The 24,369-nt window shown below is 44.1% G+C and carries 31 protein-coding genes; 13 read left to right on the top strand and 18 right to left on the bottom strand.

Features of this window, described 5'->3' with window-relative positions; all coding sequences use genetic code 11:
- Positions 1-10: 10 nt before the first annotated feature.
- The 3 genes from gatB to gatC are packed head-to-tail and all read right to left on the bottom strand — an operon-like array spanning position 11 to position 3,296.
- On the bottom strand, positions 11-1,489 hold the full coding sequence (gene gatB / locus ICN21_RS07850; RefSeq protein ID WP_216178017.1) for an Asp-tRNA(Asn)/Glu-tRNA(Gln) amidotransferase subunit GatB: 1,479 nt from the start codon (positions 1,487-1,489) through the stop codon (positions 11-13).
- On the bottom strand, positions 1,489-3,006 hold the full coding sequence (gene gatA, locus ICN21_RS07845; protein WP_216178016.1) for an Asp-tRNA(Asn)/Glu-tRNA(Gln) amidotransferase subunit GatA: 1,518 nt from the start codon (positions 3,004-3,006) through the stop codon (positions 1,489-1,491). The genes gatB and gatA overlap by 1 nt, the downstream gene beginning before the upstream one ends.
- Positions 3,003-3,296, bottom strand: coding sequence for an Asp-tRNA(Asn)/Glu-tRNA(Gln) amidotransferase subunit GatC (gene gatC, locus ICN21_RS07840; RefSeq protein ID WP_215295997.1), 294 nt, complete (start codon positions 3,294-3,296; stop codon positions 3,003-3,005). The genes gatA and gatC overlap by 4 nt, the downstream gene beginning before the upstream one ends.
- Positions 3,297-3,357: 61 nt before the next feature.
- On the opposite strand from gatC, the gene ICN21_RS07835 reads away from it, so the two are divergent.
- The 5 genes from ICN21_RS07835 to rodA are packed head-to-tail and all read left to right on the top strand — an operon-like array spanning position 3,358 to position 8,931.
- Positions 3,358-4,401, top strand: coding sequence for a rod shape-determining protein (locus ICN21_RS07835; protein ID WP_215295998.1), 1,044 nt, complete (start codon positions 3,358-3,360; stop codon positions 4,399-4,401).
- A gap of 24 nt (positions 4,402-4,425) precedes the next feature.
- Positions 4,426-5,361 carry a rod shape-determining protein MreC gene (gene mreC, locus ICN21_RS07830; protein WP_216178015.1) on the top strand — a complete coding sequence of 312 codons (936 nt, stop codon included), beginning with the start codon at positions 4,426-4,428 and terminating at the stop codon, positions 5,359-5,361.
- Positions 5,358-5,882: a rod shape-determining protein MreD gene (gene mreD / locus ICN21_RS07825; RefSeq protein WP_215296000.1), complete on the top strand. Its 525-nt coding sequence runs from the start codon at positions 5,358-5,360 to the stop codon at positions 5,880-5,882. Before mreC ends, mreD begins: the two co-directional genes overlap by 4 nt.
- Positions 5,883-5,890: 8 nt before the next feature.
- Positions 5,891-7,798, top strand: coding sequence for a penicillin-binding protein 2 (mrdA, locus tag ICN21_RS07820; RefSeq protein WP_216178014.1), 1,908 nt, complete (start codon positions 5,891-5,893; stop codon positions 7,796-7,798).
- On the top strand, positions 7,780-8,931 hold the full coding sequence (gene rodA / locus ICN21_RS07815; protein ID WP_216178013.1) for a rod shape-determining protein RodA: 1,152 nt from the start codon (positions 7,780-7,782) through the stop codon (positions 8,929-8,931). Before mrdA ends, rodA begins: the two co-directional genes overlap by 19 nt.
- Before the next feature lie 94 nt (positions 8,932-9,025).
- Here rodA and ICN21_RS07810 read toward each other — a convergent pair whose 3' ends face one another.
- Together ICN21_RS07810 and ICN21_RS07805 are read right to left on the bottom strand one after the other, a co-directional pair.
- Positions 9,026-9,310 carry an HU family DNA-binding protein gene (locus ICN21_RS07810; protein WP_087908896.1) on the bottom strand — a complete coding sequence of 95 codons (285 nt, stop codon included), beginning with the start codon at positions 9,308-9,310 and terminating at the stop codon, positions 9,026-9,028.
- A 112-nt stretch (positions 9,311-9,422) separates the two neighbouring features.
- The gene (locus ICN21_RS07805) at positions 9,423-9,788 is read right to left on the bottom strand and encodes a hypothetical protein (protein ID WP_215296003.1); all 366 of its coding nucleotides are present in this window, start codon (positions 9,786-9,788) and stop codon (positions 9,423-9,425) included.
- Between the two features lie 152 nt (positions 9,789-9,940).
- Here ICN21_RS07805 and ICN21_RS07800 point away from each other — a divergent pair, with 152 nt between their 5' ends.
- Positions 9,941-10,843: an aspartyl/asparaginyl beta-hydroxylase domain-containing protein gene (locus ICN21_RS07800; RefSeq protein ID WP_215296004.1), complete on the top strand. Its 903-nt coding sequence runs from the start codon at positions 9,941-9,943 to the stop codon at positions 10,841-10,843.
- A 9-nt stretch (positions 10,844-10,852) separates the two neighbouring features.
- On the opposite strand, the gene ICN21_RS07795 is transcribed toward ICN21_RS07800, so the two are convergent.
- A complete protein-coding gene (locus tag ICN21_RS07795; RefSeq protein ID WP_216178012.1) occupies positions 10,853-11,149 on the bottom strand; it encodes a DUF167 domain-containing protein in 297 nt (98 codons plus the stop codon).
- A gap of 22 nt (positions 11,150-11,171) precedes the next feature.
- On the opposite strand from ICN21_RS07795, the gene can reads away from it, so the two are divergent.
- From can to ICN21_RS07770, 5 genes are all read left to right on the top strand, one after another.
- Positions 11,172-11,837: a carbonate dehydratase gene (gene can / locus ICN21_RS07790; protein ID WP_216178011.1), complete on the top strand. Its 666-nt coding sequence runs from the start codon at positions 11,172-11,174 to the stop codon at positions 11,835-11,837.
- Positions 11,803-12,744: a lipid A biosynthesis acyltransferase gene (locus ICN21_RS07785; protein ID WP_255534260.1), complete on the top strand. Its 942-nt coding sequence runs from the start codon at positions 11,803-11,805 to the stop codon at positions 12,742-12,744. Before can ends, ICN21_RS07785 begins: the two co-directional genes overlap by 35 nt.
- A 16-nt stretch (positions 12,745-12,760) precedes the next feature.
- Positions 12,761-12,985 carry a hypothetical protein gene (locus ICN21_RS07780; protein WP_216127198.1) on the top strand — a complete coding sequence of 75 codons (225 nt, stop codon included), beginning with the start codon at positions 12,761-12,763 and terminating at the stop codon, positions 12,983-12,985.
- Positions 12,986-13,048: 63 nt separating this feature from the next.
- Positions 13,049-13,786, top strand: coding sequence for a pseudouridine synthase (locus ICN21_RS07775; protein WP_215320988.1), 738 nt, complete (start codon positions 13,049-13,051; stop codon positions 13,784-13,786).
- A 56-nt stretch (positions 13,787-13,842) separates the two neighbouring features.
- A complete protein-coding gene (locus ICN21_RS07770; protein WP_216178146.1) occupies positions 13,843-15,471 on the top strand; it encodes a peptide chain release factor 3 in 1,629 nt (542 codons plus the stop codon).
- A gap of 242 nt (positions 15,472-15,713) precedes the next feature.
- Here the strand turns inward: ICN21_RS07770 and ICN21_RS07765 are convergent, their stop codons facing one another.
- The gene (locus tag ICN21_RS07765) at positions 15,714-15,911 is read right to left on the bottom strand and encodes a DUF2798 domain-containing protein (RefSeq protein ID WP_255534278.1); all 198 of its coding nucleotides are present in this window, start codon (positions 15,909-15,911) and stop codon (positions 15,714-15,716) included.
- A 389-nt stretch (positions 15,912-16,300) separates the two neighbouring features.
- Complete coding sequence (locus tag ICN21_RS07760; RefSeq protein WP_216178010.1) at positions 16,301-17,173, bottom strand: DMT family transporter; 873 nt, start codon at positions 17,171-17,173, stop codon at positions 16,301-16,303.
- Between the two features lie 106 nt (positions 17,174-17,279).
- Between ICN21_RS07760 and ICN21_RS07755 the strand changes: the two genes are divergently transcribed.
- Together ICN21_RS07755 and ICN21_RS07750 are read left to right on the top strand one after the other, a co-directional pair.
- Positions 17,280-17,924 carry a histidine phosphatase family protein gene (locus ICN21_RS07755; RefSeq protein WP_216178009.1) on the top strand — a complete coding sequence of 215 codons (645 nt, stop codon included), beginning with the start codon at positions 17,280-17,282 and terminating at the stop codon, positions 17,922-17,924.
- Positions 17,925-17,956: 32 nt separating this feature from the next.
- Entirely contained in the window at positions 17,957-18,727 is a 771-nt protein-coding gene (locus ICN21_RS07750; RefSeq protein WP_215296012.1) for a MipA/OmpV family protein, read from the top strand.
- Position 18,728: 1 nt separating this feature from the next.
- Here ICN21_RS07750 and ICN21_RS07745 read toward each other — a convergent pair whose 3' ends face one another.
- The 10 genes from ICN21_RS07745 to ICN21_RS07700 all read right to left on the bottom strand — a co-directional run.
- Positions 18,729-19,523, bottom strand: a complete 795-nt coding sequence (locus ICN21_RS07745; protein ID WP_216178008.1) for a substrate-binding domain-containing protein — start codon at positions 19,521-19,523, stop codon at positions 18,729-18,731.
- Between the two features lie 57 nt (positions 19,524-19,580).
- Positions 19,581-20,264, bottom strand: a complete 684-nt coding sequence (locus ICN21_RS07740) for a haloacid dehalogenase type II (protein ID WP_216178007.1) — start codon at positions 20,262-20,264, stop codon at positions 19,581-19,583.
- A gap of 26 nt (positions 20,265-20,290) precedes the next feature.
- Entirely contained in the window at positions 20,291-20,443 is a 153-nt protein-coding gene (locus tag ICN21_RS07735; protein WP_216178006.1) for a hypothetical protein, read from the bottom strand.
- Between the two features lie 531 nt (positions 20,444-20,974).
- On the bottom strand, positions 20,975-21,616 hold the full coding sequence (locus ICN21_RS07730; RefSeq protein WP_216178005.1) for an MIP/aquaporin family protein: 642 nt from the start codon (positions 21,614-21,616) through the stop codon (positions 20,975-20,977).
- Positions 21,613-22,092 carry an arsenate reductase ArsC gene (locus ICN21_RS07725; RefSeq protein ID WP_216178004.1) on the bottom strand — a complete coding sequence of 160 codons (480 nt, stop codon included), beginning with the start codon at positions 22,090-22,092 and terminating at the stop codon, positions 21,613-21,615. Before ICN21_RS07725 ends, ICN21_RS07730 begins: the two co-directional genes overlap by 4 nt.
- Before the next feature lie 115 nt (positions 22,093-22,207).
- Positions 22,208-22,534, bottom strand: coding sequence for a helix-turn-helix transcriptional regulator (locus ICN21_RS07720; RefSeq protein ID WP_216178003.1), 327 nt, complete (start codon positions 22,532-22,534; stop codon positions 22,208-22,210).
- A 118-nt stretch (positions 22,535-22,652) separates the two neighbouring features.
- Positions 22,653-23,207 carry a peroxiredoxin gene (locus ICN21_RS07715; protein WP_216178002.1) on the bottom strand — a complete coding sequence of 185 codons (555 nt, stop codon included), beginning with the start codon at positions 23,205-23,207 and terminating at the stop codon, positions 22,653-22,655.
- A 63-nt stretch (positions 23,208-23,270) separates the two neighbouring features.
- Positions 23,271-23,639, bottom strand: a complete 369-nt coding sequence (locus ICN21_RS07710; RefSeq protein WP_215296019.1) for a phosphate-starvation-inducible protein PsiE — start codon at positions 23,637-23,639, stop codon at positions 23,271-23,273.
- A 67-nt stretch (positions 23,640-23,706) separates the two neighbouring features.
- Positions 23,707-24,153 (bottom strand): tetratricopeptide repeat protein, encoded by a 447-nt coding sequence (locus ICN21_RS07705; RefSeq protein WP_255534258.1) that lies wholly within the window; start codon positions 24,151-24,153, stop codon positions 23,707-23,709.
- A gap of 121 nt (positions 24,154-24,274) precedes the next feature.
- On the bottom strand, positions 24,275-24,369 hold a 95-nt coding region (locus ICN21_RS07700), incomplete at its 5' end, for an IS3 family transposase (RefSeq protein ID WP_216176193.1).

Raw genomic sequence — 24,369 nt, 5'->3', positions numbered from 1 at the left:
TTACTCTTTATTAACTTACTTCACTTAATTTTTTTCGCAACAAATCGTTGACCTGTCCAGGATTTGCTTTCCCCTGAGAGGCTTTCATAATTTGGCCCACTAGCGCATTGAAGGCCTTCTCCTTACCCGAGCGGAACTCTTCAACCGACTTCTGATTAGCGGCCAACACTTGATCAATGATGGCCTCTAATGCGCCGCTATCACTAATTTGTTTAAGGCCCTTAGCATCAATAATATGGTCAACGGTACTCATGGCTTTACCTGCAACAGCCTCTTCCCACAAAATTGCAAAAATATCTTTGGCAATCTTATTAGAGATGGTGCCATCTGCAACCCGAGTCAGCAATGGCGCTAAGTGCTCTGCCTTTAGTGGCGCGTCTGCAGTCGCAATGCCTGCACGATTTACAGCCGAAGCAAATTCACCGGCAATTAAATTGGCTGCTGCTTTTGCGAGAGGTTTACCAACGATCACTAATAAGTCTTCAAACACTTTTGCAGTATCGCGATCCTGAGTCAGCAATTGCGTATCGTAAGCACTCAAGCCATACTCGCTTTGCCATTGCTCGCGTAACTGCGTAGGTAAAGCTGGCATACCGCTTCGCACCTGAGCGATCCAGGCATCATCAATCACCACTGGTAATAAATCTGGATCCGGGAAGTAGCGATAGTCGTTCGCATCTTCTTTGCTTCGCATACTGCGCGTCTCTTGGCGATCAGGATCATACAAGCGCGTTTCTTGAATAACCGTGCCACCATCTTCAATTAATTCTATTTGACGACGCACTTCATATTGAATCGCCTCTTCGAGGAAGCGGAAAGAGTTTAAGTTCTTAATCTCGCAACGCGTACCAAACTCTACTTGTCCTTTAGGACGAACTGATACGTTGGCATCACAGCGGAATGAGCCTTCCTGCATATTGCCATCACAGACACCCAACCAAACCACCAAAGTGTGGAGCGCTTTTGCGTAAGCCACTGCTTCGGCAGCGCTGCGCATGACAGGCTCAGTCACAATTTCTAGTAGTGGAGTGCCTGCGCGATTTAAATCGATGCCACTCGATGGCTCGCCATGGGGACCAATAAAGCCCTCTTCATGCACGGATTTGCCAGCATCTTCTTCCATGTGGGCGCGTGTTAGTTCAACTACCTTAACTTCATCACCTACAAGAATTTCTACTTTTCCGCCAACAACTACTGGAATTTCCATCTGACTAATTTGATAGCCCTTAGGTAAATCAGGATAGAAATAATTCTTCCGCGCAAAAATACTGGCCGGTGAAATTTTTGCACCAACAGCCAATCCAAAACGGATTGCATGCTCAACTGCTTGGCGATTTAATACTGGTAACACACCTGGTAACGCCAAATCTACTGCACATGCTTGGGTGTTTGGTTGGGCACCAAAGCGCGTACTTGCGCCACTAAAAATCTTGGATTGGGTTTGTAGCTGTGCGTGGGTCTCAAGACCGATAACGACTTCCCATTGCATCACACCACCTCACTTGCTTGACGCAAATGCCAATCACTGGCTTGCTGATATTGATGGGCGACTTGAAGTAAACGTGCTTCAGAAAAATAGTTACCAATCAACTGCATGCCAATTGGTAAATTGTTTGCATTAAATCCGCAGGGCGCACTCATGGCGGGCAAGCCTGCTAAGTTAGTGGAAAGTGTATAAATATCTTCTAAATACATTTGCACTGGATCTTTTGATTTTTCACCTAAACGCCAGGCTACATCAGGTGCTACGGGCCCAAGGATGACATCACACTCCTTAAATGCCGCCTGAAAATCTGAGGCAATAATGCGACGAATCTTTTGTGCTTGTAAGTAATAGGCATCGTAGTAACCATGACAAAGAACGTAAGTGCCAATCAAGATGCGACGTCTAACTTCTGGCCCAAAACCTTCGGTGCGGGACTTCTGATACATATCACCAAGATCTTTGTAATCGCTAGCGCGATGACCATAGCGCACACCATCAAAGCGACTCAAATTACTAGAGGCTTCTGCTGGAGCTAAAACGTAATAAACCGGTATTGAGAGTTTGGTTTTAGGCAAGCTGACTTCAACCAACTTCGCGCCTAAACTTGCTAAAGTTTTGGCAGCTTCATTCACAGATTTCGCTACATCAACAGCTAAACCTTCTGCAAAAAATTCTTTTGGCAAACCAATACGCAAACCCTCTAATGGTTTTGCAGGATTGGCATTGCCTTCTTGCCAAGCTTGATTCAGAAAGCGACCGTAGTCCTCCCCAGAATCTGTGAGCGAGGTCGAGTCGCGTGAATCGTGCGAAGACATGGCAGAAAGTAGTAGTGCGCAATCTTCAGCAGTTTTGCCCATCGGACCTGCTTGATCTAAAGATGATGCATAGGCGATCATGCCGTAACGAGAAACGCGCCCATAAGTGGGCTTAATTCCAGTTAAGCCACAAAATGCGGCTGGCTGACGAATCGAGCCCCCAGTATCGGTCCCTGTAGCAATCGGAGCTAAGCCAGCTGCTACTGCGGCAGCCGATCCACCAGAAGAACCGCCTGCAACGTGCGCAGAGTTCCAAGGATTGAGTACTGGGCCATAAGCTGAGTTTTCATTGGAAGAGCCCATGGCGAACTCGTCCATATTGGTCTTGCCTAAGCAAACCATGCCTGCGCCATGAGGGTTACTTTCATCCGGAATTCCCAAGTTCGCCACTACGGTGGCATCAAAAGGGCTTTGATATCCAGACAAGATTTTGGATGCTGCGGTCGACTTCCAGCCACGAGTAACGAACACATCTTTGTGCGCAACAGGGATACCGGTCAACTTACCAGCTTTTCCAGACGAAATCAGCAAGTCTGCTTTATTAGCTTGCTCTAAACTTAAGTGAGCATTCACATCAATATAGGCATTCCACTGTTTTCCAGCCTCAATGCGGTCTAAAAAATACTGGGTCAGCTCCATGCTAGAAACCTCTTTAGTAGCAAGTGCTTTTGCCATCAAAGCAATAGGTGTGTTGTGCCAACTCATTCAATCACCTTTGGAACCAAAAAGTAGCCATCATGCTGAGCAGGGGCTGATTGCATGTTTTCAGCACGATGATCTGATTCTGTTACTTGGTCAGCACGTAATGGCTGTGCCAATTCCCTCAGAAATAAGATAGGGTGCGCAAGCGGCTCTAAGCCACTAGTGTCGACAGCCTGCATTTCCTCAACGAGGGAAAAAATAGCCTGCAATTGAGGCAAAACTGCCTCAGCTTCTGCCTGGCTTAACTCAAGCCTGGAAAGGTGCGCAATGCGCTGAACATCATCAAGTTTCATGGGGCGCTAGAGTATCATTCCTATATATTTTTATTAACACCTTCTATTTTCCCACTACATCATGTTTAGTTTTTTCCGTAGCTACTTTTCCAATGACCTAGCCATCGATCTAGGAACCGCAAATACCTTAATTTATATGCGTGACCGGGGTATTGTCCTCGATGAGCCATCGGTTGTGGCGATTCGTCAAGAAGGCGGACCAAATGGCAAAAAAACCATTTTGGCAGTCGGAAAAGAGGCGAAAGCAATGTTGGGTCGCGTACCAGGCAATATTGAAGCAATTCGTCCCATGAAAGATGGTGTGATTGCCGACTTCACCATTACCGAACAAATGCTCAAGCAATTTATCAAGCTTGTGCATGAAAGCAAACTTTTAAGACCAAGTCCACGCATCATCATTTGCGTTCCTTGCGGATCTACTCAAGTTGAGCGTCGCGCGATTCGCGAATCTGCATTGGGCGCTGGTGCATCGCAAGTATTTCTGATTGAAGAACCGATGGCAGCCGCCATTGGATCTGGTCTGCCAGTTTCTGAAGCTGCTGGTTCCATGGTGGTTGATATCGGCGGAGGCACCACCGAAGTTGGCGTGATGTCATTAGGTGGCATGGTTTACAAAGGCTCTGTTCGTGTTGGTGGAGATAAGTTTGACGAAGCGATTACCAATTACATTCGACGTAACTACGGCATGTTGATTGGCGAACAAACTGCTGAGTTAATTAAGAAAACCATTGGCTCTGCTTTCCCTGGCGCTGAAGTACGCGAAATGGAAGTCAAGGGGCGCAATCTTTCAGAAGGCGTTCCACGTAGCTTCACCGTAACAAGTAATGAAATTCTTGAGGCATTGACTGACCCATTAAATCAAATCGTGACTGCAGTAAAAGCTGCTCTCGAGCAGATTCCACCTGAGTTGGCATCAGATATTGCTGAGCGCGGGATGATGCTAACAGGCGGTGGCGCCTTATTGCGCGACCTTGACCGTCTCCTGTTGGAAGAAACTGGTTTACCTATTCACGTGCCAGAAGATCCATTAACTTGCGTAGCTCGTGGTTGTGGCATTGCACTTGAGCGCATGGATAAGTTAGGCGGAGTGTTCTCGCACGAGTAAGCGACATACACGTCGATCAGGGCATTGCAACATACCGCTCCTCCACTTTTCAGACAGGGCATACCAGCCTTACTTAAACTGATTGTCTGTCTGTCGATCAGCATTGCATTGATGCTGATCGATTTTCGCTTTAAAGCGCTCGACCCAATTCGCAACAATATAAATTTAGTTTTACGTCCTCTTGAGTACATCATGATGGCGCCTCGCAATGTCATCGAAGTAACGTCAGAATATTTCACCACTCGCTCTACACTTGATCAAGAAAATCAGGTCATGAAAGCTCGCCAAGCAGAGCTGTCTTTGTTAGCGAATCAATCAGAGTTCTTGATGGTTGAGAATCAAAATTTACGCGAGTTGATGGCACTGCAAAAACAAGTGTCATTCAAAACCTTGCCGGTAGAAATTCTATTCAATCCGCCCAACCCCATTTCACAACGTATTGTGATTAATCGCGGCAGCAATGACGGCATCAAGCTAGGCAACCCGATTGCCAATGATGCTGGCATTCTTGGCCAGGTGGTCCGTCTATATGAGCGCTCTGCTGAAGTATCACTCTTAGAGGACCGTGACTTTGCGGTTCCCGTCCAAGTAGCTCGCAATGGCCTGCGCGCAGCTGTTTTTGGGGCTGGGCGCGGCAACCCTCTGGAATTACGTTATTTGCCTGTTGCCAGCGATTTAGAAGTTGGCGACATCCTCCTGACGTCTGGAATTGATGGCATTTATCCTCCAGGCTTTGCGGTAGCGGTCATTAGCAAAATAGAGCGTAACGCTGATAAAAACTCTTCTAACGTGTTTTGCATACCAGTAGCCGCAGTCAATCGTTATCGTCAGGCACTCGCCTTTTTATACGACCCACAATTTGATGCCAAGGCGCCAGTCCTCAACAATAAGTCGGCCTCAGGCACACCTTTAACCAATAACCCAGGTCGTCGCCAAACTCGTGCGCGAGGCATGCAATGATTGATAACCAAAGCGGCTATATCCTGCGTCCAGTCAGTCCGTTATTTATTTACTTCAGTTTATTTTGTGCGCTGTTATTAAATTTTTTACCGTTTGGAAACTTCGGCTGGGTCCCCGACTTCCTAATCATCAGTATCGTATTTTGGAATATTCACCAACATCGCTATGTCAGCGTTATCTGGGCGTTTGGCTTGGGCCTGATGATGGATGTTCATAACTCAGACTTATTGGGCTTACATGCTTTTAGTTATTCGCTAGTCGCTTACATTGCCATTTCTTGGCATAGGCGCATCATTTCGCTTAACGTTCTATCGCAAGCACTGCATCTTCTTCCCATTTTCTTAATAGTTTCTTTGTTTCCTGTACTGGTGCATTGGATGCTGAGCGGAGAGCTTTATTGGTGGGCCCTAACAGGCGCTATTCAAGCGCTGATTGAAGCGTTGCTGTGGCCAATTGCCACAAATATTTTGTTGGCCCCACAACGCCGTCCGATTGATGTCGATCTCAATCGCCCTCTTTAAGAAGCTGTATGGTTTCTTTTAAAAAGCCTGATCTCGATTCATTTCAAGAGCGCATCCACATTGCGACCTTATTTGTTACGTTTTGCTTTTTAATCTTAATGACTCGCTTGGTATGGCTGCAACTCATCAGTCACGGCAAATATGCCTTACTTGCAGAAAGTAATCGCATTGCATTAGTGCCGGCGCCCGCTAATCGTGGGTTGATCATTGATCGCAATGGCATCGTCATTGGCAGAAACTACTCCGCCCTCACCTTAGATGTGAACGCAGAAGAGCTTAAAGGAAATGTCGATGAGCTCATTAACGAGCTCTCTGAAATCATCGATATCTCCCCTCGAGATAGACGCAACTTCAAGCGCTCTTTAGAGGATTCTCGCAATATGGGCACCTTTCCGCTGCGATCCATGTTGAATGAGGCAGAAACCGCTCGATTTATGGCAAATCGCTACCGTTTCCCTGGAGTAGATATCCGCGCCAGAAGCTTTCGCGAATATCCCTATAACGAGCTAGCCTCTCATCTCATTGGCTATATCGGTCGAGTTTCCCAGCGTGATAAAGAGCGTATGCAAGCCGAAATTGAGAACTCAAAGGGAGATGATCCTGATGCTCTTCAAACCTCCTTTTTGCCCGGTATTCAGTACGTTGGAAAGATTGGCCTAGAGCAAAGCTATGAAACTGTTTTGCGGGGCGTACCTGGCTACGATCAAGTGGAGATTACTGCAGGCGGCAAACCGGTAAGAACACTTTCTAACTCGCCATCAGTGCCCGGTAAAAACATTGTGCTGTCGGTGGACATTAAGTTGCAATACTTGGTTGAGCAGCTATATGGAAATTTTCGTGGTGCGTTTGTAGCTATTGAACCTGAAACTGGTGATGTATTGGCATTCGTTTCTAAGCCTAACTTCAACCCAAACGATTTCGTTGAGGGTATTGATTCAGTAACCTGGAAAGAGTTAAATGACTCTCCACAAAAGCCACTCTATAACCGTCCTCTAAAGGGAATTTATCCTCCAGGCTCCACCTACAAACCGTTCATGGCTTTAGCTGCTCTAGGGAATAAAAAACGTACGCCATCACAAACGATTTTTGATCCGGGCTATTTTGATTTTGGTAACCACACCTTCCGCGACGATAAGAAGGGTGGTCATGGCACAGTAGATATGCAGAAATCCATTGTTGAGTCTTGCGACACCTATTACTACTTGCTTGCTCGCGACATGGGCGTGAACATGATGCACGACTTTATGAAACCACTTGGTTTTGGACAAATCACCGGGATTGATTTGCAAGGTGAATCCAAGGGTGTACTGCCGTCTACCGATTGGAAGAAAAATACTTTCAAAAAACCAGAGCAGCAGAAATGGTACGAGGGTGAAACGATCTCCTTAGGCATTGGTCAGGGTTATAACTCGTTTACTATTTTGCAGCTTTCTCACGCTATGGCTAACCTAGCTAACAATGGCGTTGTGATGAAACCTCATCTCGTGAAAGCGATTGAGGATCCCTTTACACGTAACAGGGTGCTCACTACTCCAAAAGAAAGTTATCGCATTGACCTGAATGCTGAGAATATTGAGATCATCAAAAAAGCGATGGTTGAGGTGAATGTTTCTGGAACATCTGCAGCAGCATTTAAGGGCGCAGGATATGTTGCCGGAGGCAAGACTGGAACGGCACAGGTGTTTAGTCTGAACTCAAAAGAGTATAAGCATGGCTCTACTGCAGAGTTCTTGCGTGACCACGCTTTATATATTGCTTTTGCGCCTGCAGACAAACCGACGATTGTGATCGCGATGGTAGTTGAGAATGCAGGCTTTGGTGCACAGCATGCCGCACCAATCGCACGGAAAGCCCTGGATTACTACATTGATGGCAAATGGCCTAAGGAGGTTCCTGAGTGGAAAAGAGCCCCATAAAAAAAATCCAATTACTATTTTTTAGTTTTTTTGCAGGATTAGATCGCCAGCTGGGCTTTATTTTACTTGGCTTAGCGGCTGTAGGCTTTTTTACTTTTTTATCGGCAAGTCAAAATACTCCCGTACAAATTGGGGATGAGTTACGTAATCTTGCGCTGTCTTTTGTGGTGATGTGGATAGTGTCTCGCATTCCCCCTAAGTGGTTAGAGATGGGGGCTGTTTGGATTTATGGACTTGGCGTTACGCTTTTAGTTGCAGTGGCCATCTTTGGATTAATTAAAAAGGGTGCGCGTCGCTGGCTCAATATTGGCATTGTGATTCAACCCTCCGAGATCATGAAGATCGCTATGCCACTCATGCTTGCTTGGTACTTTCAAAAACGCGAGGGAATTCAAAAGACTTGGGATTATGGAGTTGCTGGAGTTATTTTAGCCATCCCCGTTTTTTTAATTGCCCGTCAACCAGATCTTGGAACTGCCTTGTTAGTTTCTGCCGCTGGACTCTATGTCATCATCCTTGCTGGCCTTCCATGGAAATGGATTCTGCCCTTTGTAGGAATTGGTGTTGTAGGCATCTTGCTGATTATTATTTTTGGCAGCACCATCTGCGCGCATGATGTAGCGTGGCCATTTGTACACAATTATCAAAAGAATCGTATCTGTACATTGCTTGACCCCAGCAGCGATCCTCTCGGCAAAGGCTTCCACACCATTCAATCGATGATTGCTATCGGCTCTGGTGGATTTTTTGGTAAAGGCTGGTTTCAGGGAACCCAAGCGCACTTAGAATTCATTCCAGAAAAGCACACTGACTTTGTCTTTGCCGTTTTCTCGGAAGAATTTGGCCTACTTGGAAACCTCGTATTGCTTGGGCTTTTCTTTGCACTCATTAAACGAGGCTTAGCAATCTCTGCAAGCGCTCCCAATTTGTTTACTCGTTTGCTAGGCGCTGCTGTGACTATGATTTTCTTTACCTACGCCTTTGTGAATATTGGCATGGTGAGCGGCCTACTTCCAGTGGTGGGCGTTCCATTACCCTTTATTAGTTACGGTGGCACTGCTTTAGTCACGCTAGGGTTTGGTGCTGGCATCTTAATGAGCATTCATCGCCATCGCCGCTTAGTGCAAAGTTAAGCAAGAAATTGCAGAAGTTGCATACATGAAGATCATATTCTTCAGGAAATAAAAAAGCCCGGCGTACCGGGCTTTTTTATTAACAAAGGAAGAATTACTTCTTACGCTTGTTCACTGAATCTTTAAATGCCTTACCAGCAGAAAACTTAACAGTTTTAGCAGCAGCGATTTTGAGTGGCTCGCCAGTTTTTGGATTACGGCCCATACGTGCAGCACGCTTACCAGATGCGAAAGTACCGAAGCCGATCAGTTGTACTGAATCGCCTTTAGTAACAGCTTTGATAATGTTCTCAATTGCAGAATTCAATGCGAATTCTGCTTTGGCTTTAGAGATCTCCGCGTCGTCAGCAATCGCTGCGATTAGTTCGGCTTTGTTCAAGTGAAGCTCCTTATAGATATTGATATCGGCGCACATTGCGCTTGCATGATTTTAACCACAAAAAATTACAAAAATAAAGCTGCGTAACAACAATTTTTAAAACAACTACAAATTAATCTTCCAGAACCTCTATACCAGACACAAAATATTCAGTATCCCCAAAACATGTTGTTGGCAATCCGATGTGTTGATCATATTTTAGAGCCACTTTTTTGCCTAGATTAGCATTTATTTTTTGTGCCACGGCATCATCACGCACCGTAAAGAGGAATTTTTCTGACATCGTTCCAGGCATGGAAACCATCGCCAATTCACCTTCCCAGGTTTTGCAAAGATATCCTCGATTAGAGAATTTTTGCACATAACCAGCACGCTCTCCGCTGCCATAACTCCATGTGAGCATCAACCATGTATATCCCGCAATCCCCACTAAGCCAATTAAAACAAGGCTTAAGAGCCACTTTATAAAGCCATTCATACGATCTTCTCCGCTCTATATCCTCATTAACCCTAACTGGGTGACCATATTGATTCTCCTTGAGTATATGAGGATATAGGGACAAGAAATAGTCAATTAAACACTTCCATACAAATTAAAATGTTAGTCATTACTTTGGATTGGCAAATCGCATGCAAGCTCGTCACATCATTTTTTTTATATTTGTAATCTCAGCAATTTATGTCTATTTCAGAGGGAGAGTACGTTTTGGAGTGGTGAGATCGCTCACCGACTATCAAGTCTTGTTGGCGCCGATCAATGCTTTACTGTATTTATTTTCCAAGGTCAAAGCTAGCGCATTTATCCCTGTAAACCAGTTTCCCGAAATGCAACCTTTAAAAGATAACTGGGAAACTATTCGCCAAGAAGCGCTTTCTTTAAATGCAGATGGTGCCATTGCAGTTGCTACTGGCTATAACGATATTGGCTTTAATTCCTTCTTTAGGACGGGCTGGAAACGTTTTCACCTCTATTGGTACGGCAAAGATCTGCCATCAGCACAAACAAGTTGCCCTAAAACCGTGGCCCTTCTCAAATCGATTCCCTCCATCAAGGCGGCCATGTTTGCCTCCCTACCACCTGGAGCAACACTGGTGCGGCACCGTGACCCCTATGCTGGATCCCTGCGATATCACATTGGATTAGTGACCCCCAATGACCCCAAATGCTTTATTGAGGTGGATGGAGAGCGTTATTTCTGGAAAGATGGTGAAGCGGTCATGTTTGATGAAACCTATATTCATTTTGCAGCCAATGAAACTGATCATCAACGCATAGTCTTGTTTTGCGACGTTGAGCGCCCTGTCTATACAAAAGTAGTACAGCTGCTCAATCGCTGGTTTGGGCGCTATGTGATGAGTGCTGCAGCCTCACAAAACGTTGCTGGCGAAAAAGTGGGCTTTGTGAATGTCTTATTTACCTACTTTTATCACCTTAGGGCACAAGCAAAAAAACTGAAAGCAAAACATCGCTCCGTTTATTACATCAGCAAATGGGTGCTGATCTTAGGTATTTTATGGGCCATCTTTTGGTAAGCGCGCCTCTTAGGGCTTTAGTATTTGAGCGATTTGCTCAGCGCTAATGGATCCCCAGATTTCCACTTGCTTCTTACGGCTATTTTGACCAGAAATGAATTGAATCTGCTTTTGCGGAATTTTTAACTGCTTAGAGAGCCAAGCCAACAAAAGCTCATTTGCCTTATTTTCTAAGGCTGGAGCTTGTAAAGAAATTTTCAGACAGCCATCATGCAAACCAACTACTTTGGTCTGTTTTGCACCAGGCTGGCAATGCAAAGTAAGGGCAATTCCAGTGGGGGTTTGTTTTAACCAAATCGGCGTCATTAAAGTACTTTAAACTTAAACCATGCCATATAAAAATTCCCAAGCCTTAGACCATCTATTTACAAGTAATCGCCACTGGGCGGAAGACATGGTCGCCAAGGATCCTGATTTTTTCAAGCGCTTGGTCAATCAGCAGGCTCCGCAGTATCTTTGGATTGGCTGCGCTGATAGTCGAGTACCCGCAAATGAGATTGTGGACTTATTGCCAGGCGAACTTTTTGTTCATCGTAACGTGGCAAACGTCGTTGTTCATACTGATCTGAATTGCTTGTCAGTGATTCAGTTTGCCATTGACCTTCTGAAGGTCAAGCATATTTTAGTGGTGGGTCACTATGGTTGTGCTGGTGTTCATGCTGCCCTGAGCGATAGACGTGTTGGTCTTGCTGACAATTGGTTGCGCCACGTAAAAGATGTCCATCAAAAACATGAGCGCTATTTGGGGGAAATGTTGCCAACGCCAAAACGACAAGATCGTCTCTGCGAACTCAACGTCATTGAGCAAGTTGTCAACGTATGTGAAACAACGATTGTTCAAGATGCGTGGGCACGCGGTCAAGATCTCACCGTGCATGGCTGGGCCTATCGCTTAGACACTGGCTTAGTAAATGATTTAGGAATGTCGAGTAGCTCAACGGAAGAGATGCTTGATCGCTATGCCAAATCGATCAAACGTTACGAAACAGAATAAAACTCGTTTGTTCAAATCTTTTGCTAATTATGTAGGGCTAGTTTTTCTTAAACTCCTATCTCTACTCCCCTATAAGATTTTAGTATCGATTGGATATGGCTTAGGTTTTATTGCTGCCAGATTGCCAGGGGATAGAAACCGGGTGGTTAAAACCAACCTTCAATTGTGTTTTCCTAATCTGAATGCAGATGAAATTGATATTCTCAGAAAAAAACACTGGCGTCTTCTGGGTCGCAGTCTTGTAGAGAAAAGTATTATCTGGCTTGGCAGTGAAAAACAATTGAGCAAAATGATTGAAGTGAAGTCAGCCGTTGACCTCACAAGTCGTAAGCCGCGCATTCTGGTGAATATGCATTTCACAGGAATCGAGGGTAGTATTATTTTGAGTGCGCTAGCAAAACGGATGGATTGGCCGCGAACTTCAGGATTTTTTCAGCGCATGAAAAATCCATTCTTCAATCAAAAAATTATTGACTGGCGTAACCGTTTTGGCGGCAACTCGATAGATCGTCAAGGCAATGCCAAAGCGATCATCCGCGAAATTCGTAATGGCGACTTCATCATCATTGCACCAGACATTGATTTGGGAATGAAAGACTCTGAGTTTGTACCTTTCTTCGGCATTGAAACTAATACCATTACAACCATCTCTCGCCTAGCAAAAATTACTGGCGCCGATGTTTGTATGATGGTCACCACTCTCAAAGATGATGAGTCTGGTTATCTTTGCGAGATCAGTAAGCCCTTAGAAAATTTTCCGGGGGATAACGTTAAGTCTGACACCGCTCGACTCAATCAAATTTTCGAAAAAGAAATTCGCCTTCGCCCCGCTGAATATTATTGGGTTCATAAGCGCTTTAAAAATCGCCCTAACCACGAATCAAACCCCTACAGCCCTTCTAAGTAGAGGACTCTCGCTTGCCATGAAAAAAGTGGAGGGACTGGGCGAGACTACTCCGGAAATCGCGACAGGCGCTCAGCACTGGCGGGCTTCATCTCTGTTCCAAGAGATGGATAAACATAAGCCAGTAAAACACCAAGGACAACGGCTGCAAGCACCTGAAAATAAAGGATTTTATAAATCGGTGGATTTTTTTAAGATAGCAGTCATTACTTCTTCCTTGATTGAATATTCTGCAATGTCATAGTGTAGTCAATGTGAAGTGGTACCGCGCACCAAGTAGGCTCAGGCTTTATCGGATAATGCAGGTATGGAAGAAAAAGTTCGCGTCTCTAAATTACTATCTGAACTGGGCTTATGCTCTAGACGCGAGGCTGACTCTTATATTGAGCAAGGCTTAGTCACAGTGGATGGTGAAGTGGTAAATGAACTAGGTGTTCGTGCTTATCGTCATCAAAAAATTGAACTGCAATCTGGCGCTAAAGTGCAGCAAGCATCTCGCATTACCGTCATTCTCAATAAGCCTGTTGGATACATCTCACATTATGATGATGAGCAAGAATATCAACCGGCAGCATCTCTCATCACTCCAGAAAACTACTTTGGTAGTCCGCTGGATAAAGGTAGAAATCCGCGCTTTAACACCAAGGGACTTGCTCCCGCTGGTAGATTGGATATCGACTCCACAGGCTTGCTGGTCTTAACGCAAGATGGGCGCATTGCCAAACTACTGATTGGCGAGAACAGTCCGATTGAAAAAGAATATTTAGTACGGGTTGAAGGAGCACTCTCTTTTGAAGATTTAGATCGTCTTAAACATGGCCTCTCTCTAGATGGCGTGGCGCTTAAGCCAGCACAAGTGAGCTGGCAGAACGAAGATCAATTGCGGTTTGTTCTACGCGAAGGTCGTAAGCGTCAAATTCGTCGCATGTGCGAAATGGTGGGGCTAAAAGTGCTGGGCTTGAAACGCGTCAGAATGGGTCGCATCTCTTTGGGGCCACTACCTCCAGGCCAATGGCGATTTGTAAGGCCGGAAGAGCAATTCTAAAAGGCTTAGACGCTTATAATTGCGTCCTTACCTAGATTAACCAGCGCAGAATTACCATCGATACCTCCACCTCCAGCACCCCAGCTGCAGAAGTACTTAGACGTCGCAGCTTTGCCATCATCTCTCACCCAGATGCGGGTAAAACAACGCTGACTGAAAAGCTATTACTGTATGCAGGTGCAATTCAGATTGCAGGAAGTGTCAAGGCACGTAAAGCTAGTAGACACGCAACCTCCGACTGGATGGAAATTGAAAAGCAACGTGGAATCTCGGTAGCCAGTTCTGTCATGCAGATGGAATATCGTGATTGCATTATTAATTTGCTCGACACTCCGGGGCACCAAGACTTTTCTGAAGATACCTATCGCGTATTAACAGCAGTTGATTCTGCCTTGATGGTAATTGATGCGGCTAACGGTGTTGAATCACAAACCCTACGCTTATTAGAAGTCTGCCGCGCGCGTAACACGCCGATTGTTACCTTCATCAACAAGATGGACCGAGAAGTAAAGCCGCCGATGGAGCTGATGGATGAAATTGAATCTGCGCTCGGCATTGAAGTTGTTCCATTTACTTGGCCTGTGGGTATGGGCAAATCTTTTGCTGGCGTAATCGATATTGCTAATATGCGCATGCGCATGTTTAAAGCTGGTGAAGATCGTGTGACCGAAGATTCTCATGCCGTCGTTGATGTCAATGACCTGGCCCTGAAAGAGCGTTTGGGCACAGATTTAGAAAATGCCTTGGCGGAAGTTGCCTTAATCAAAGAAGCCATGCCAGCATTTGATCGAGAGGCATTCTTAGCCGGTCGCCAGTCGCCTGTTTTCTTTGGCTCAGCCATTAATAACTTTGGTGTACGAGAAATTCTGAACACTTTGGTTGAATTAGCGCCATCCCCTGGCTCACGTAAAGCATTGCAACGCGAAGTAAGTCCAGCTGAAAATAAATTCTCAGCTGTAGTCTTCAAAATTCAAGCCAATATGGATCCCGCGCATCGAGACCGCGTGGCATTTTTGCGGATTTGCTCTGGTCACTTTCAGCGCGGCATGAAGCTCAAGATTTGTCGCAATAGCAAAGAAGTTCGCACCAATAATGCCCTATCATTCTTATCGCAACGACGTGACATTTTGGATGAAGCTTTTCCAGGTGACATCATCGGCTTACCAAACCATGGTTTACTGCGGCTCGGTGACACTCTTACTGAAGGTGAGCAGCTGCAATTTACTGGACTACCATTTTTTGCCCCTGAAATTTTTCGCATGGTTGAGTCTGCCGATCCATTGCGGTCAAAGCAATTAAGAACTGGCTTGATGCAGCTAGGCGAAGAAGGAGCCATTCAAGTATTTCGTCCAATGGCTGGGGGCACAATGTTACTCGGTGCTTTTGGCCAACTGCAATTTGAAGTAGTTAGTCATCGACTGCAAACTGAATATGGTGCTGAGGTACGCCTTCTCCCGGCCCGCTATAGCTTAGCTCGCTGGGTTAGCTCAGATGATCCTGTTGCACTGAAAAAATTTATCCAGGAAAATATTCATCGTATGGCAGAAGATGTGGTCGGCGCATCGGTATTTCTTGCCTCTCATAAATCAGAATTGGATGTTGCTCAACAACGCTGGGAATCAATTCAGTTCCATGCACTGAGGGAGCATGCAGGTCTGATTTATCAATCAGACCTAGCTGGCTAATAGCAGCCCTTATTGGTGAGCAGGATTGCAGCTGAACACAACTAGCAAAGATGAATCAGTGCTTTTAAAAGAAGCCTTCTTGCCGTATTGCGCGCAGTAAGCATTCGCTTTTTGAGTAAGCTGTTCGATTGATTCGCCACTGCTATTTAAAAAGGTTACGTGATTTGCATCGGATGCATCCGTGAAGACAGCTGCGCACCCTATGAATGCAAAACTGCATAACGCTAATAAAAAAGATCTCTTCACTTTGATCCTGTTAATTTCTCAATGATTACAGCGCTTACCTTAGTGGCAAATGGTCGATATATCAAGATACAAATAATGGCTACAGGATAGGCTACAGCCCACACCTCAAGCCATGCCGAGAAGAAGCTCTCTACAGCACCGATACGAACAAAGGTTGCCACTAGAGTAATACTCAATGACATTAAAAAGCCCATTACCAAGGAGAAGATAAGGGCCGGAAGATTTATCATCATCCAATCATAGCGCCTGATTTTTTTAACTGTTATTCTGAATGGTGATCACTATCTCGCGCCCTAAATAGGGGAATCTTTAGAGCATTGCCCTAGATTCATCACTCCTTTACTTTAGGAATACGAATGGCTGTAGGCCAAAACCAAAAAAACAGAAAAAACGATCCCATGCTCACAAAAACAGGCAAAACACGCCTAGGGCCACTTAACCCAGCTCAGCTCACTAAGCTTATGGAAACCAGCACCAAACCAAAAGAAAAAAGCAAAATTTTGCGAGCACTAAATAAGATCCAAATGATTGCAGCATAAATACCAAGCCCCGATTAACGGGGCTTTTTCTTTCTGTCGGTAAGTTACCTGCGCTTGACCAGCATTTTTTTGCTCAAGATGACAGTCGATACGACTAAAAAAGCAAACACCATATTCATCAAAGTAAGATGATCGCCCAAGAAAATACTTGCGGCTATTAATGTGCAGAATGGTTGAATCAGCTGCACCTGACTCACTCTGGCAATGCCACCAATAGCGAGACCCTCGTACCAAAAGAAAAATCCTAAGAACATTGGAAATAGACTTAAGTACACGAAGCTGGTCCACGCGATCGCATCAGCGCTCCAATATTCCGAATGGAATGTTAAATAAGACATCACTATATTGATTGGCAGTGAAATGACTAATGCCCAAGAAATAACTGCGCGGGGATTCATCTTCCGAGATAACTCGCCGCCCTCAACATAGCCAACACAAGCACAAATACCCCCGAGCACCAATAAGCCATCTATGTAAGTAAAGCTACCAGCACTTTTGAGTAGCGTATAAATAACTACCAAGGCAGCACCCAGTAAGGAAACAAACCAAAAACCTAGGGAAGGGCGCTCCTTAAAGCGCAGAACTCCGATCACCGTTGTAGCTAATGGCATCATGCCCAAAATAACGGCGCCATGAGAAGAAGATCCTTCCTTCATAGCAACCGTTGTAAAAATTGGAAAGCCAAATACGACACCTAAAGCAATCACAATCAACTTAACTAAATCCGTTTTACTGGGAAACGGAGCCTGCTTATATACAAGATAGGCTAAAGCCACTAGACCTGCTAAACATGCCCTACCAAAGGCAATGAAGTAAGGATTAAAACTGAGAATGGCAATCTTGCTGACAGGCAAGGTTAGGCTAAAGATCAGGATGCCGATAAACCCAATCAACATTCCTTTGCTTTCTTTGTTCACCGTCGCCCTTTATAAATTAGTCAATCTATTGTATTAATAAAGCGGGCTTGACGGGATCTAATATACAAATTCTGCTGAAGAAGGCGCCCACCTTTATCATTGCCTCATGACTACCACTCGATTCTGCTTAGTGCGCCATGGTGAAACCGACTGGAATGTCGCACGTCGACTTCAAGGTCATACCGATATTGATCTGAATACTCATGGGGTAAAACAAGCCCAACAGATGGCTAAAGCTCTCAAGGGAATCAATCTGCAGTTTGACGTCCTCTATACAAGTGACCTTATACGAGCATTCAAAACTGCTAAGGCCGTCGAAGAAATATTTGGGGTGGATGCAATTACTACTGAAGCACTAAGAGAGCGTCATTTGGGAGCGCTTCAAGGACTCACCATAATCGATGCGCCAAATCTTGAGCCCGAACTATGGAATATCCATCTGAGTAGAAATCTAGAGCATGACTTACGTGGTGGCGAAAGCATCAAACGATTTGCAGAGCGCATTCACAGAGGGCTTGAAACAATTCGCATGCAACACCTGGGTAAAACGATTTTGCTGGTCAGTCACGGTGGCGCCATAGAGATGATGTATCGACTAGCAAGCAATCAAGCCTTAGAAGCAGAAAGGACTGTATCTGTGCCGAATGCCTCGCTCAACTGGATTAGCCATGATGGATCTTCGTGGAAAGTAGATCGCTGGGCAGATACCAGTCATTTAGCAAGCTTAGCGCTCGATAATGCAGATCTTTAGGTCTTGCAACTGAAATCGCCTATGATGAGCTCATGAGATTCATTAAAACAATACAGCTCTCTTTGCTATTGGCAGCATTCTCAATGCCAATTTATGCCGCTGAAAATGTACCTGATGGCATCCCCGATCGCATCGTCGGAGACATTGGGGCTGCAGTCTACACCTCTAACCTACACATCGGAACCGAAGGCACCCAATCCATTGTGATGCCTTATGCTTTTTTTGATTACCAACGATTCTTTGTTCGCATCGATGAAGTGGGTATCAAGACTTTCAAAATGGGTTATGGCTATTTTGAGGTCATCGGAAAAATTAATTTAGACTCCTATAAAGTGAAGTCGCCAATCAATGGCAACTCTATTAATCGTAGCGATCCAATTCCCTTGGGATTGGGCACTTTTCAAGAAACGCCCATTGGTGGTTTTTTTGTGAACGCCTATCACGACTTTGGAAAATCTAAGGGAGCGCTTTATGAGTTTCTCTACTTCGCTGAAATTGAAACATATAAAAAAGTGGTTGTGTATCCACAAATTGGGGTGGAACGCCAATCAAGTCAATATGCCAACTATTACTATGGTATCAATCCTGGAGAGTCTTCACTTACAGGCTACAACGCTTACAGCGCCCCAGCAACCAATAATGTATTGGCAGGCTTTCTGGTGGAAATCCCCGTCCTTGACAACTGGTATGTCAACATTTACGGCAAACGGAAGTGGATGGGTAGCGGAATTAACAATAGCCCAGTGATGAACCGCTCATTTCAAGATAATATTTTTGCAGCTCTAGCGTATCGCTTTAAATAGTCTACCAAGGTAAAGCTGGAAGGAGAGGCTTAAGACCAGCTTTTTGTATTGTTGGTGCAGCCTTTGGCGAAGCTAAATATGCAATTAAATCTCTCGATGCAACCTGACTATTCACATTACTAGTAATGCCCGCTGAAAACAAAACTGTCTGCTGCACTTCTGGTGGAATCTCGCCAATGAAATCAATCCCTTGTATAGGAATCAATTCGCTAACCTGCTGAAAGCCTAACTCAGCGTCTCCTCTAGCAATCACTGTGCCTACACGCTCGCTGTAAATCTTCTTTGCCGTCTCACTCATCTGCTCTGCAATGCCCAGCTTTGGAAATAATTCTGTAGATAAATAGGTTCCGCTAGCGCTAGCAGAATATGCCACAGACTTTGCATTCAGTAAGGCTTGCTTCAGTGCGGGGACAGTACTGATATCGGGCCTTGGCGAACCCACCCGAACTGCAGCGCCAATCACGGAGGCAACCAAATCGACCCTACTTCCTGACTGTACTGCGCCACTCTGAATGAAGCGCTCTAATGCAGGCGCCGCCAAAATCAAAACATCAAATTTTTCATCTCGGGAGAGTCTTGAAGGAATGGAGTCAGGCGCACTTCCCATCGAAGAGCCATACGAGATGATGACTTTATTAGAAGATTGTTTTTCATACTCGGGCACTAGATCTTTGAGGGCTTCTGCAAAAGCACCCGAAGTAATGACCTTTATCTCTGCAGCAAATGAGGGACTTACAAAAAATACAGCCGCAAGAAAAATGAAGGTCGTGACTCTAAGTGAGTGAATAATTTTCATTTTTTAGTGAATGTTAGATCAGAGCAAGATAAGAAATATAGTAACAGCTTAGTTTCTTCAAATGACTTCCAAAACCTTGCTTAAAGAGTTACCCTCAAAATTTGGTCGCTCGCCAATTTCCTCGAATGGATGCCCAAGACGATTTACCCAAAATACGTCATACCCATACCATTTAGCTGCTAGTGCATCCCAAGCATTGCTTGATACAAATAAGACTTCCTCTTTTTTTACTGTAAATGATTTGAGTAGCAACTCATATGCCTGGGGGGCGGTCTTAAATAAACGTACCTCTTCAATCGTGACCACTTTATCTAAATACAGCTTAAGGCCATTACTTTCTACTACTGTAGCGAGCATCTCTCTACTGCCATTAGACAGAATTGCAGTAGAGGCGCCACGTTTTTTTATTTCTTGAAGAACCATCAAGCTATCTTCAAAACTACTGAGCTTGGCATATTGATCCATTAACTGCTTTTCTATTAATGCAGTCAGCTCTAATCCTAATCGCTTACAGACATAGCGCAATGAGCGAATGGTTAGATCCCAAAATGGCAAATAGTGTTTACTGCCAACGGCACTAGGGTCGCTCATAGTGACAAGACGGGTGTAATCAATTTGCCGATCGCGCCACATCAATGACAGCGTTTGACCATGTCCAGGAAACAATGCTTCTGCCAATTCTCCCATGGAGTAAACGTCAAATAACGTTCCGTAGGCATCGAATGCAATTAGCTTATACATGTCACCCCTTGAAACGATTGCTTTGTTTATCGACCCTGACAATCAAGAGGCATCTCCCATAAAGGCTTACCTTGACTATAGTCACAATTGACCCCAACTGGGGAGGCAGTGCTAGCGAGACAGCCGACCAAAGCAAAGCTAGTCAAGATAACAAAACAAATACCAGTAAATTTTTTCATAGCCAGCACCTCTGAAATTTTTATTACTTTATTTTCCCATAATGCTTTAGTGGCTTGCTGATTAAAAATTATCCTAAGGTGGTTTTTATATTTCTTTTTCACCTAAATTGAAATCGACTAAAGCCCAAGATTTCAATGCTTTGACTATATTAGCTATCTGTAGCCTAGCACGTCGTCATGGGTTCTTTTTTGGCCCTCTACGAATCGTTTACTACATATCCCCGACCCACTATGACTAGCTTCTTTTCTTGCGTCTACCTGCATTTGATACATCGCCTCAAAACAATCTCTTCGATTCACGAACTCAAAAGCTTTTGTATGCGTTTGCTTGCCTTTATAAAAGTAGAAAAAATCTAAAGTCCAATACTGATCGCCCTTAATGCCCGTATTCGTAGATTCTGAGAGTTGTGCAGGAGGGTGACTGACGCATGCACTTAACAAAAATATAAAATAGATAAGGAAAAGCTTATACAGGTTCAAACGATCACCTATTGAGTAACTCTATTTTCCAAGTTTATAGAAGTTTATGGTTTATCGTTTTGAACGACAAAATAATCCAACCATCACCAATGCCGCCAATATTTCAGCAAGTAGAAATCCGAAGATATCATTTGGGGCAATACCTACAAAAGTATTTGTGAGACTTCTTGCCACAGCAACTGCAGGATTCGCAAAGAAGGTTGAGGAAGTAAACCAATACCCTGCAGTGACAGTTAAGGCAACAAGCATGGGCACTCGATCTTTTACTTCTTGATCGCCAATACGAATTACTGAAAGCAATACGAGAGTTGATACAAACTCACTAATCCAAATACCTAAGCCAGTTCTGACTTTGGTTGATTCTTGAATGATAGGAAGACTAAACATCAAATGCGTTAGCCATATTCCAGCAATAGCGCCAGTGAACTGACAGCCCCAATAAGCCAACATCTTTTTGAAATCAAGATGTCCTAGCCTCCAAAACATCAGGCTCACGACTGGATTGAAATGAGCGCCTGAGATGGGGCCCAGTAACACAATCAAAGCATAAAGTCCTGCTCCAGTAGCAATACTATTTCCAAGCAAAGCAACTGCGGCATTTCCAGCGCCCAAAGATTCGCCCATCAGGCCAGACCCTGCCACTATTGCTAACAATAGGGCTGTGCCAATAAACTCACTGATATAGCTTCTCATGCTTTTGTATGAATCTCTTTTAGGCTCATTGAATCCAATTTATCTAATGGCATCGCAGCAAGAATATCAATACGCTTCTGAAGTCCGTTCATCACATTAACAAAAGCTGCCTTTTTCTCCAAGTCAGTACCTTGCACTTGTGATGGGTCAGGAAAGCCCCAATGCGCTGTTGCAGGATTACCAGGCCAAAATGGACATTGCTCACCAGCCGCATTGTCACAAACAGTGATAATGAAATCCATCTTCGGCGCATTAGGCTCTCCGAATACATCCCAGCTCTTAGACTTTAATTTTGCTGGATCCATGCCCATCTCTAATGCCAACTCCCTAGCAATAGGATTAACAGATGTGCCCGGGATCGAGCCAGCAGAAAAACCAATAAGCTTGCCACTGGGATGAGTCGAGGCAAGCGCCTCGCCTAAAATTGAGCGTGCAGAATTATGCGTACAGAGAAAGAGAATGTTGTATTGCTTCATTGCTTGTCTTTAGTTAATTAGTAATAAGATTTTTTAGTGATCGATAAAATTTAAACTATAGCCAATGGCATGGGGGCTTGAATATCGGCAACCTTGATATAAAACCGTAGTCTTTTCATTTGCAGCTCACCTTCTTTTTCTTGGGGACCTCACAAGACTTGCCACCACAACAGTTTTCCAACAAAAAGTCGCTTAAGGTATTTACTAAGTTTGTATTAGGTCGGTAGATTAAATTTCTACTTTGGCGCTCAACTACCAAAAGATTAGCATTCACCAATTCTTTTAAGTGAAAACTCAAAGTTGCATTGGGGATGCCTAACTTCTCAATAATTTGACTGGGCGTTAAGCCAACATCCCCTTTTTGAACAATCAAGCGAAATACATTAAGACGGCTTTCTTGTCCTAGCGCAACAAATGCCTCAACAGCTTCTAAATTTTTCATGTTTCTATAATAATGGAAATATATGACAAAGAGGTTACATAATTTTTCGCCCAATACCCATATTCATAAAATTTAGAAGTTGCTAGGAAGGATGCTTGGGGGCCTAGGATATCTAAGCCTAGTGGCTCTTCAAATAATCAATTACCCAAGCCGGATCACTATCGCTTGGGAAGATTGGATAGTGAACAGCTTCAATCACGCCATGATTAGCAATTAATGTAACCCGCTTCAATAAAGTCATCCCTGATGTTACAAAGGTTGGCATATTCAATGCTTTTTGAAATTGATAGCTCGCATCACTGACAACTGGAAATGGCAGATGCAGTCTATCAGCCATTTCTTTTTGATATTCAGTGGATTGAACACTCAAACCTACAAGCTCAGCACCTAATGCTTGAAGCTCTTGATAGTGATCTCTAAACGAGCAACTTTGCGGCGTACAGCCTCTTGCCCCAGGAATTTGATCCCAGCCATCAGGTAAAGCAACATTCGGTCGCCCTGTCATCGGATAACAATAGATAACTAATTTGCCTTTGATATCACCAAAATGAATAGCCTTACCATTGGTGGCATTTAAGGAAATCTTGGGTAATTTCATTCCCTTCAAATGATTGGTCGAGCCATCGTCTTGAGGAATTGGCAGACCTGCAGGAAGTTCATTGAAGTTTGTCATAGATCTAGGATAGTCAATGCAATATTTTCAGCAACGCTGTTATTCAAACTGTTGCATCAGGCACTAATCATTTTCTTTAAGCATATTGACACGACTAATAATCCAGCAAGCTCCAGCAATCAAGATAATAGCCCCGCTCTCATAGAGCAGGATTGAAGGGTTTCCATCTTTGCCCTGAAGGATAATTAATCTACTCAATGCAGTCATTGCAATAAATAAAGGGATTGTTATAGGAATACGATGGCTAGAATAAAAGGCTGCCAGCATCCCAAGTACCTCGGCATAAATAAACATCAGCAATAGATCTTGTAGCTCAACACGACGGCTACTAATAAGGGAAAAAACCTCTTGGCCCATTGCTGCAATAGTAAAAATCGCAATAGTAATTAAAAATAATTTTTCAACAAAGCCAATGATATTTTTAACGTTCATACGCTGACCTTTTTAATTTGGAATTCAATTTTAAATACGCCCTAATATGTGCAGGGCATATATCACTCTACTTTCTAGACTTATATTTTTGTATAGCCTCTTTTAAATCTGAATATTCCTCGCATCCAAATGTACAAACTTTATCTAATCTTGCCAATAATGCCTCAGCGCCTGGTAAGTCATTGTTAATTAACTTTAGCTTGCCGTAATACTCAAGAGCACCGCGATGATTTGGGTCTATTTTCAAGGCGGCTTGATAATACTTTTCAGCCCCAACCAAGTCCGGCGGCTGTTTCTTGCGAAGACTGTAACCCAACAAATTATTCCAATCAGCAGAACTTGTTTCATTGGCAGCCTGTAATTGTTTTATTGCCTGATCATATTTTTCAGCTTTAATGCTTGCCCTTGACTCTGTTAGCCAAGCCGGGTCTGACTTAATAGGTGCAGTATCTGCAGCTTGTGATAGTCCAACCATGGAAATGAACCATAGTGCCGCTAGAAATATTTTTTTCATTTGAAAGCCTATAAGTTAGAGAATCTTTTTTGCTGATTATTTAATTACCACTTAAATAGCATGCGTATGAAAACACTAAAACCACCCAAATGAACTGACCCCCAGTAGTTGGACAGTTTAGTTAGGTTAGCACAAGGGATTGAGTTCGGTATTGCACCGGGCTCAATCCCTTTAGTTTTTGCTTGATTCGATCATGGTTGTAGTAGTGGATATATT

This window comes from Polynucleobacter sp. AP-Feld-500C-C5 (assembly GCF_018882265.1).
In the GTDB taxonomy this organism is placed as follows: domain Bacteria; phylum Pseudomonadota; class Gammaproteobacteria; order Burkholderiales; family Burkholderiaceae; genus Polynucleobacter.
Note: the sequence above shows the minus strand (reverse complement) of the source record. Positions and strands in the feature narration are given on the sequence as shown.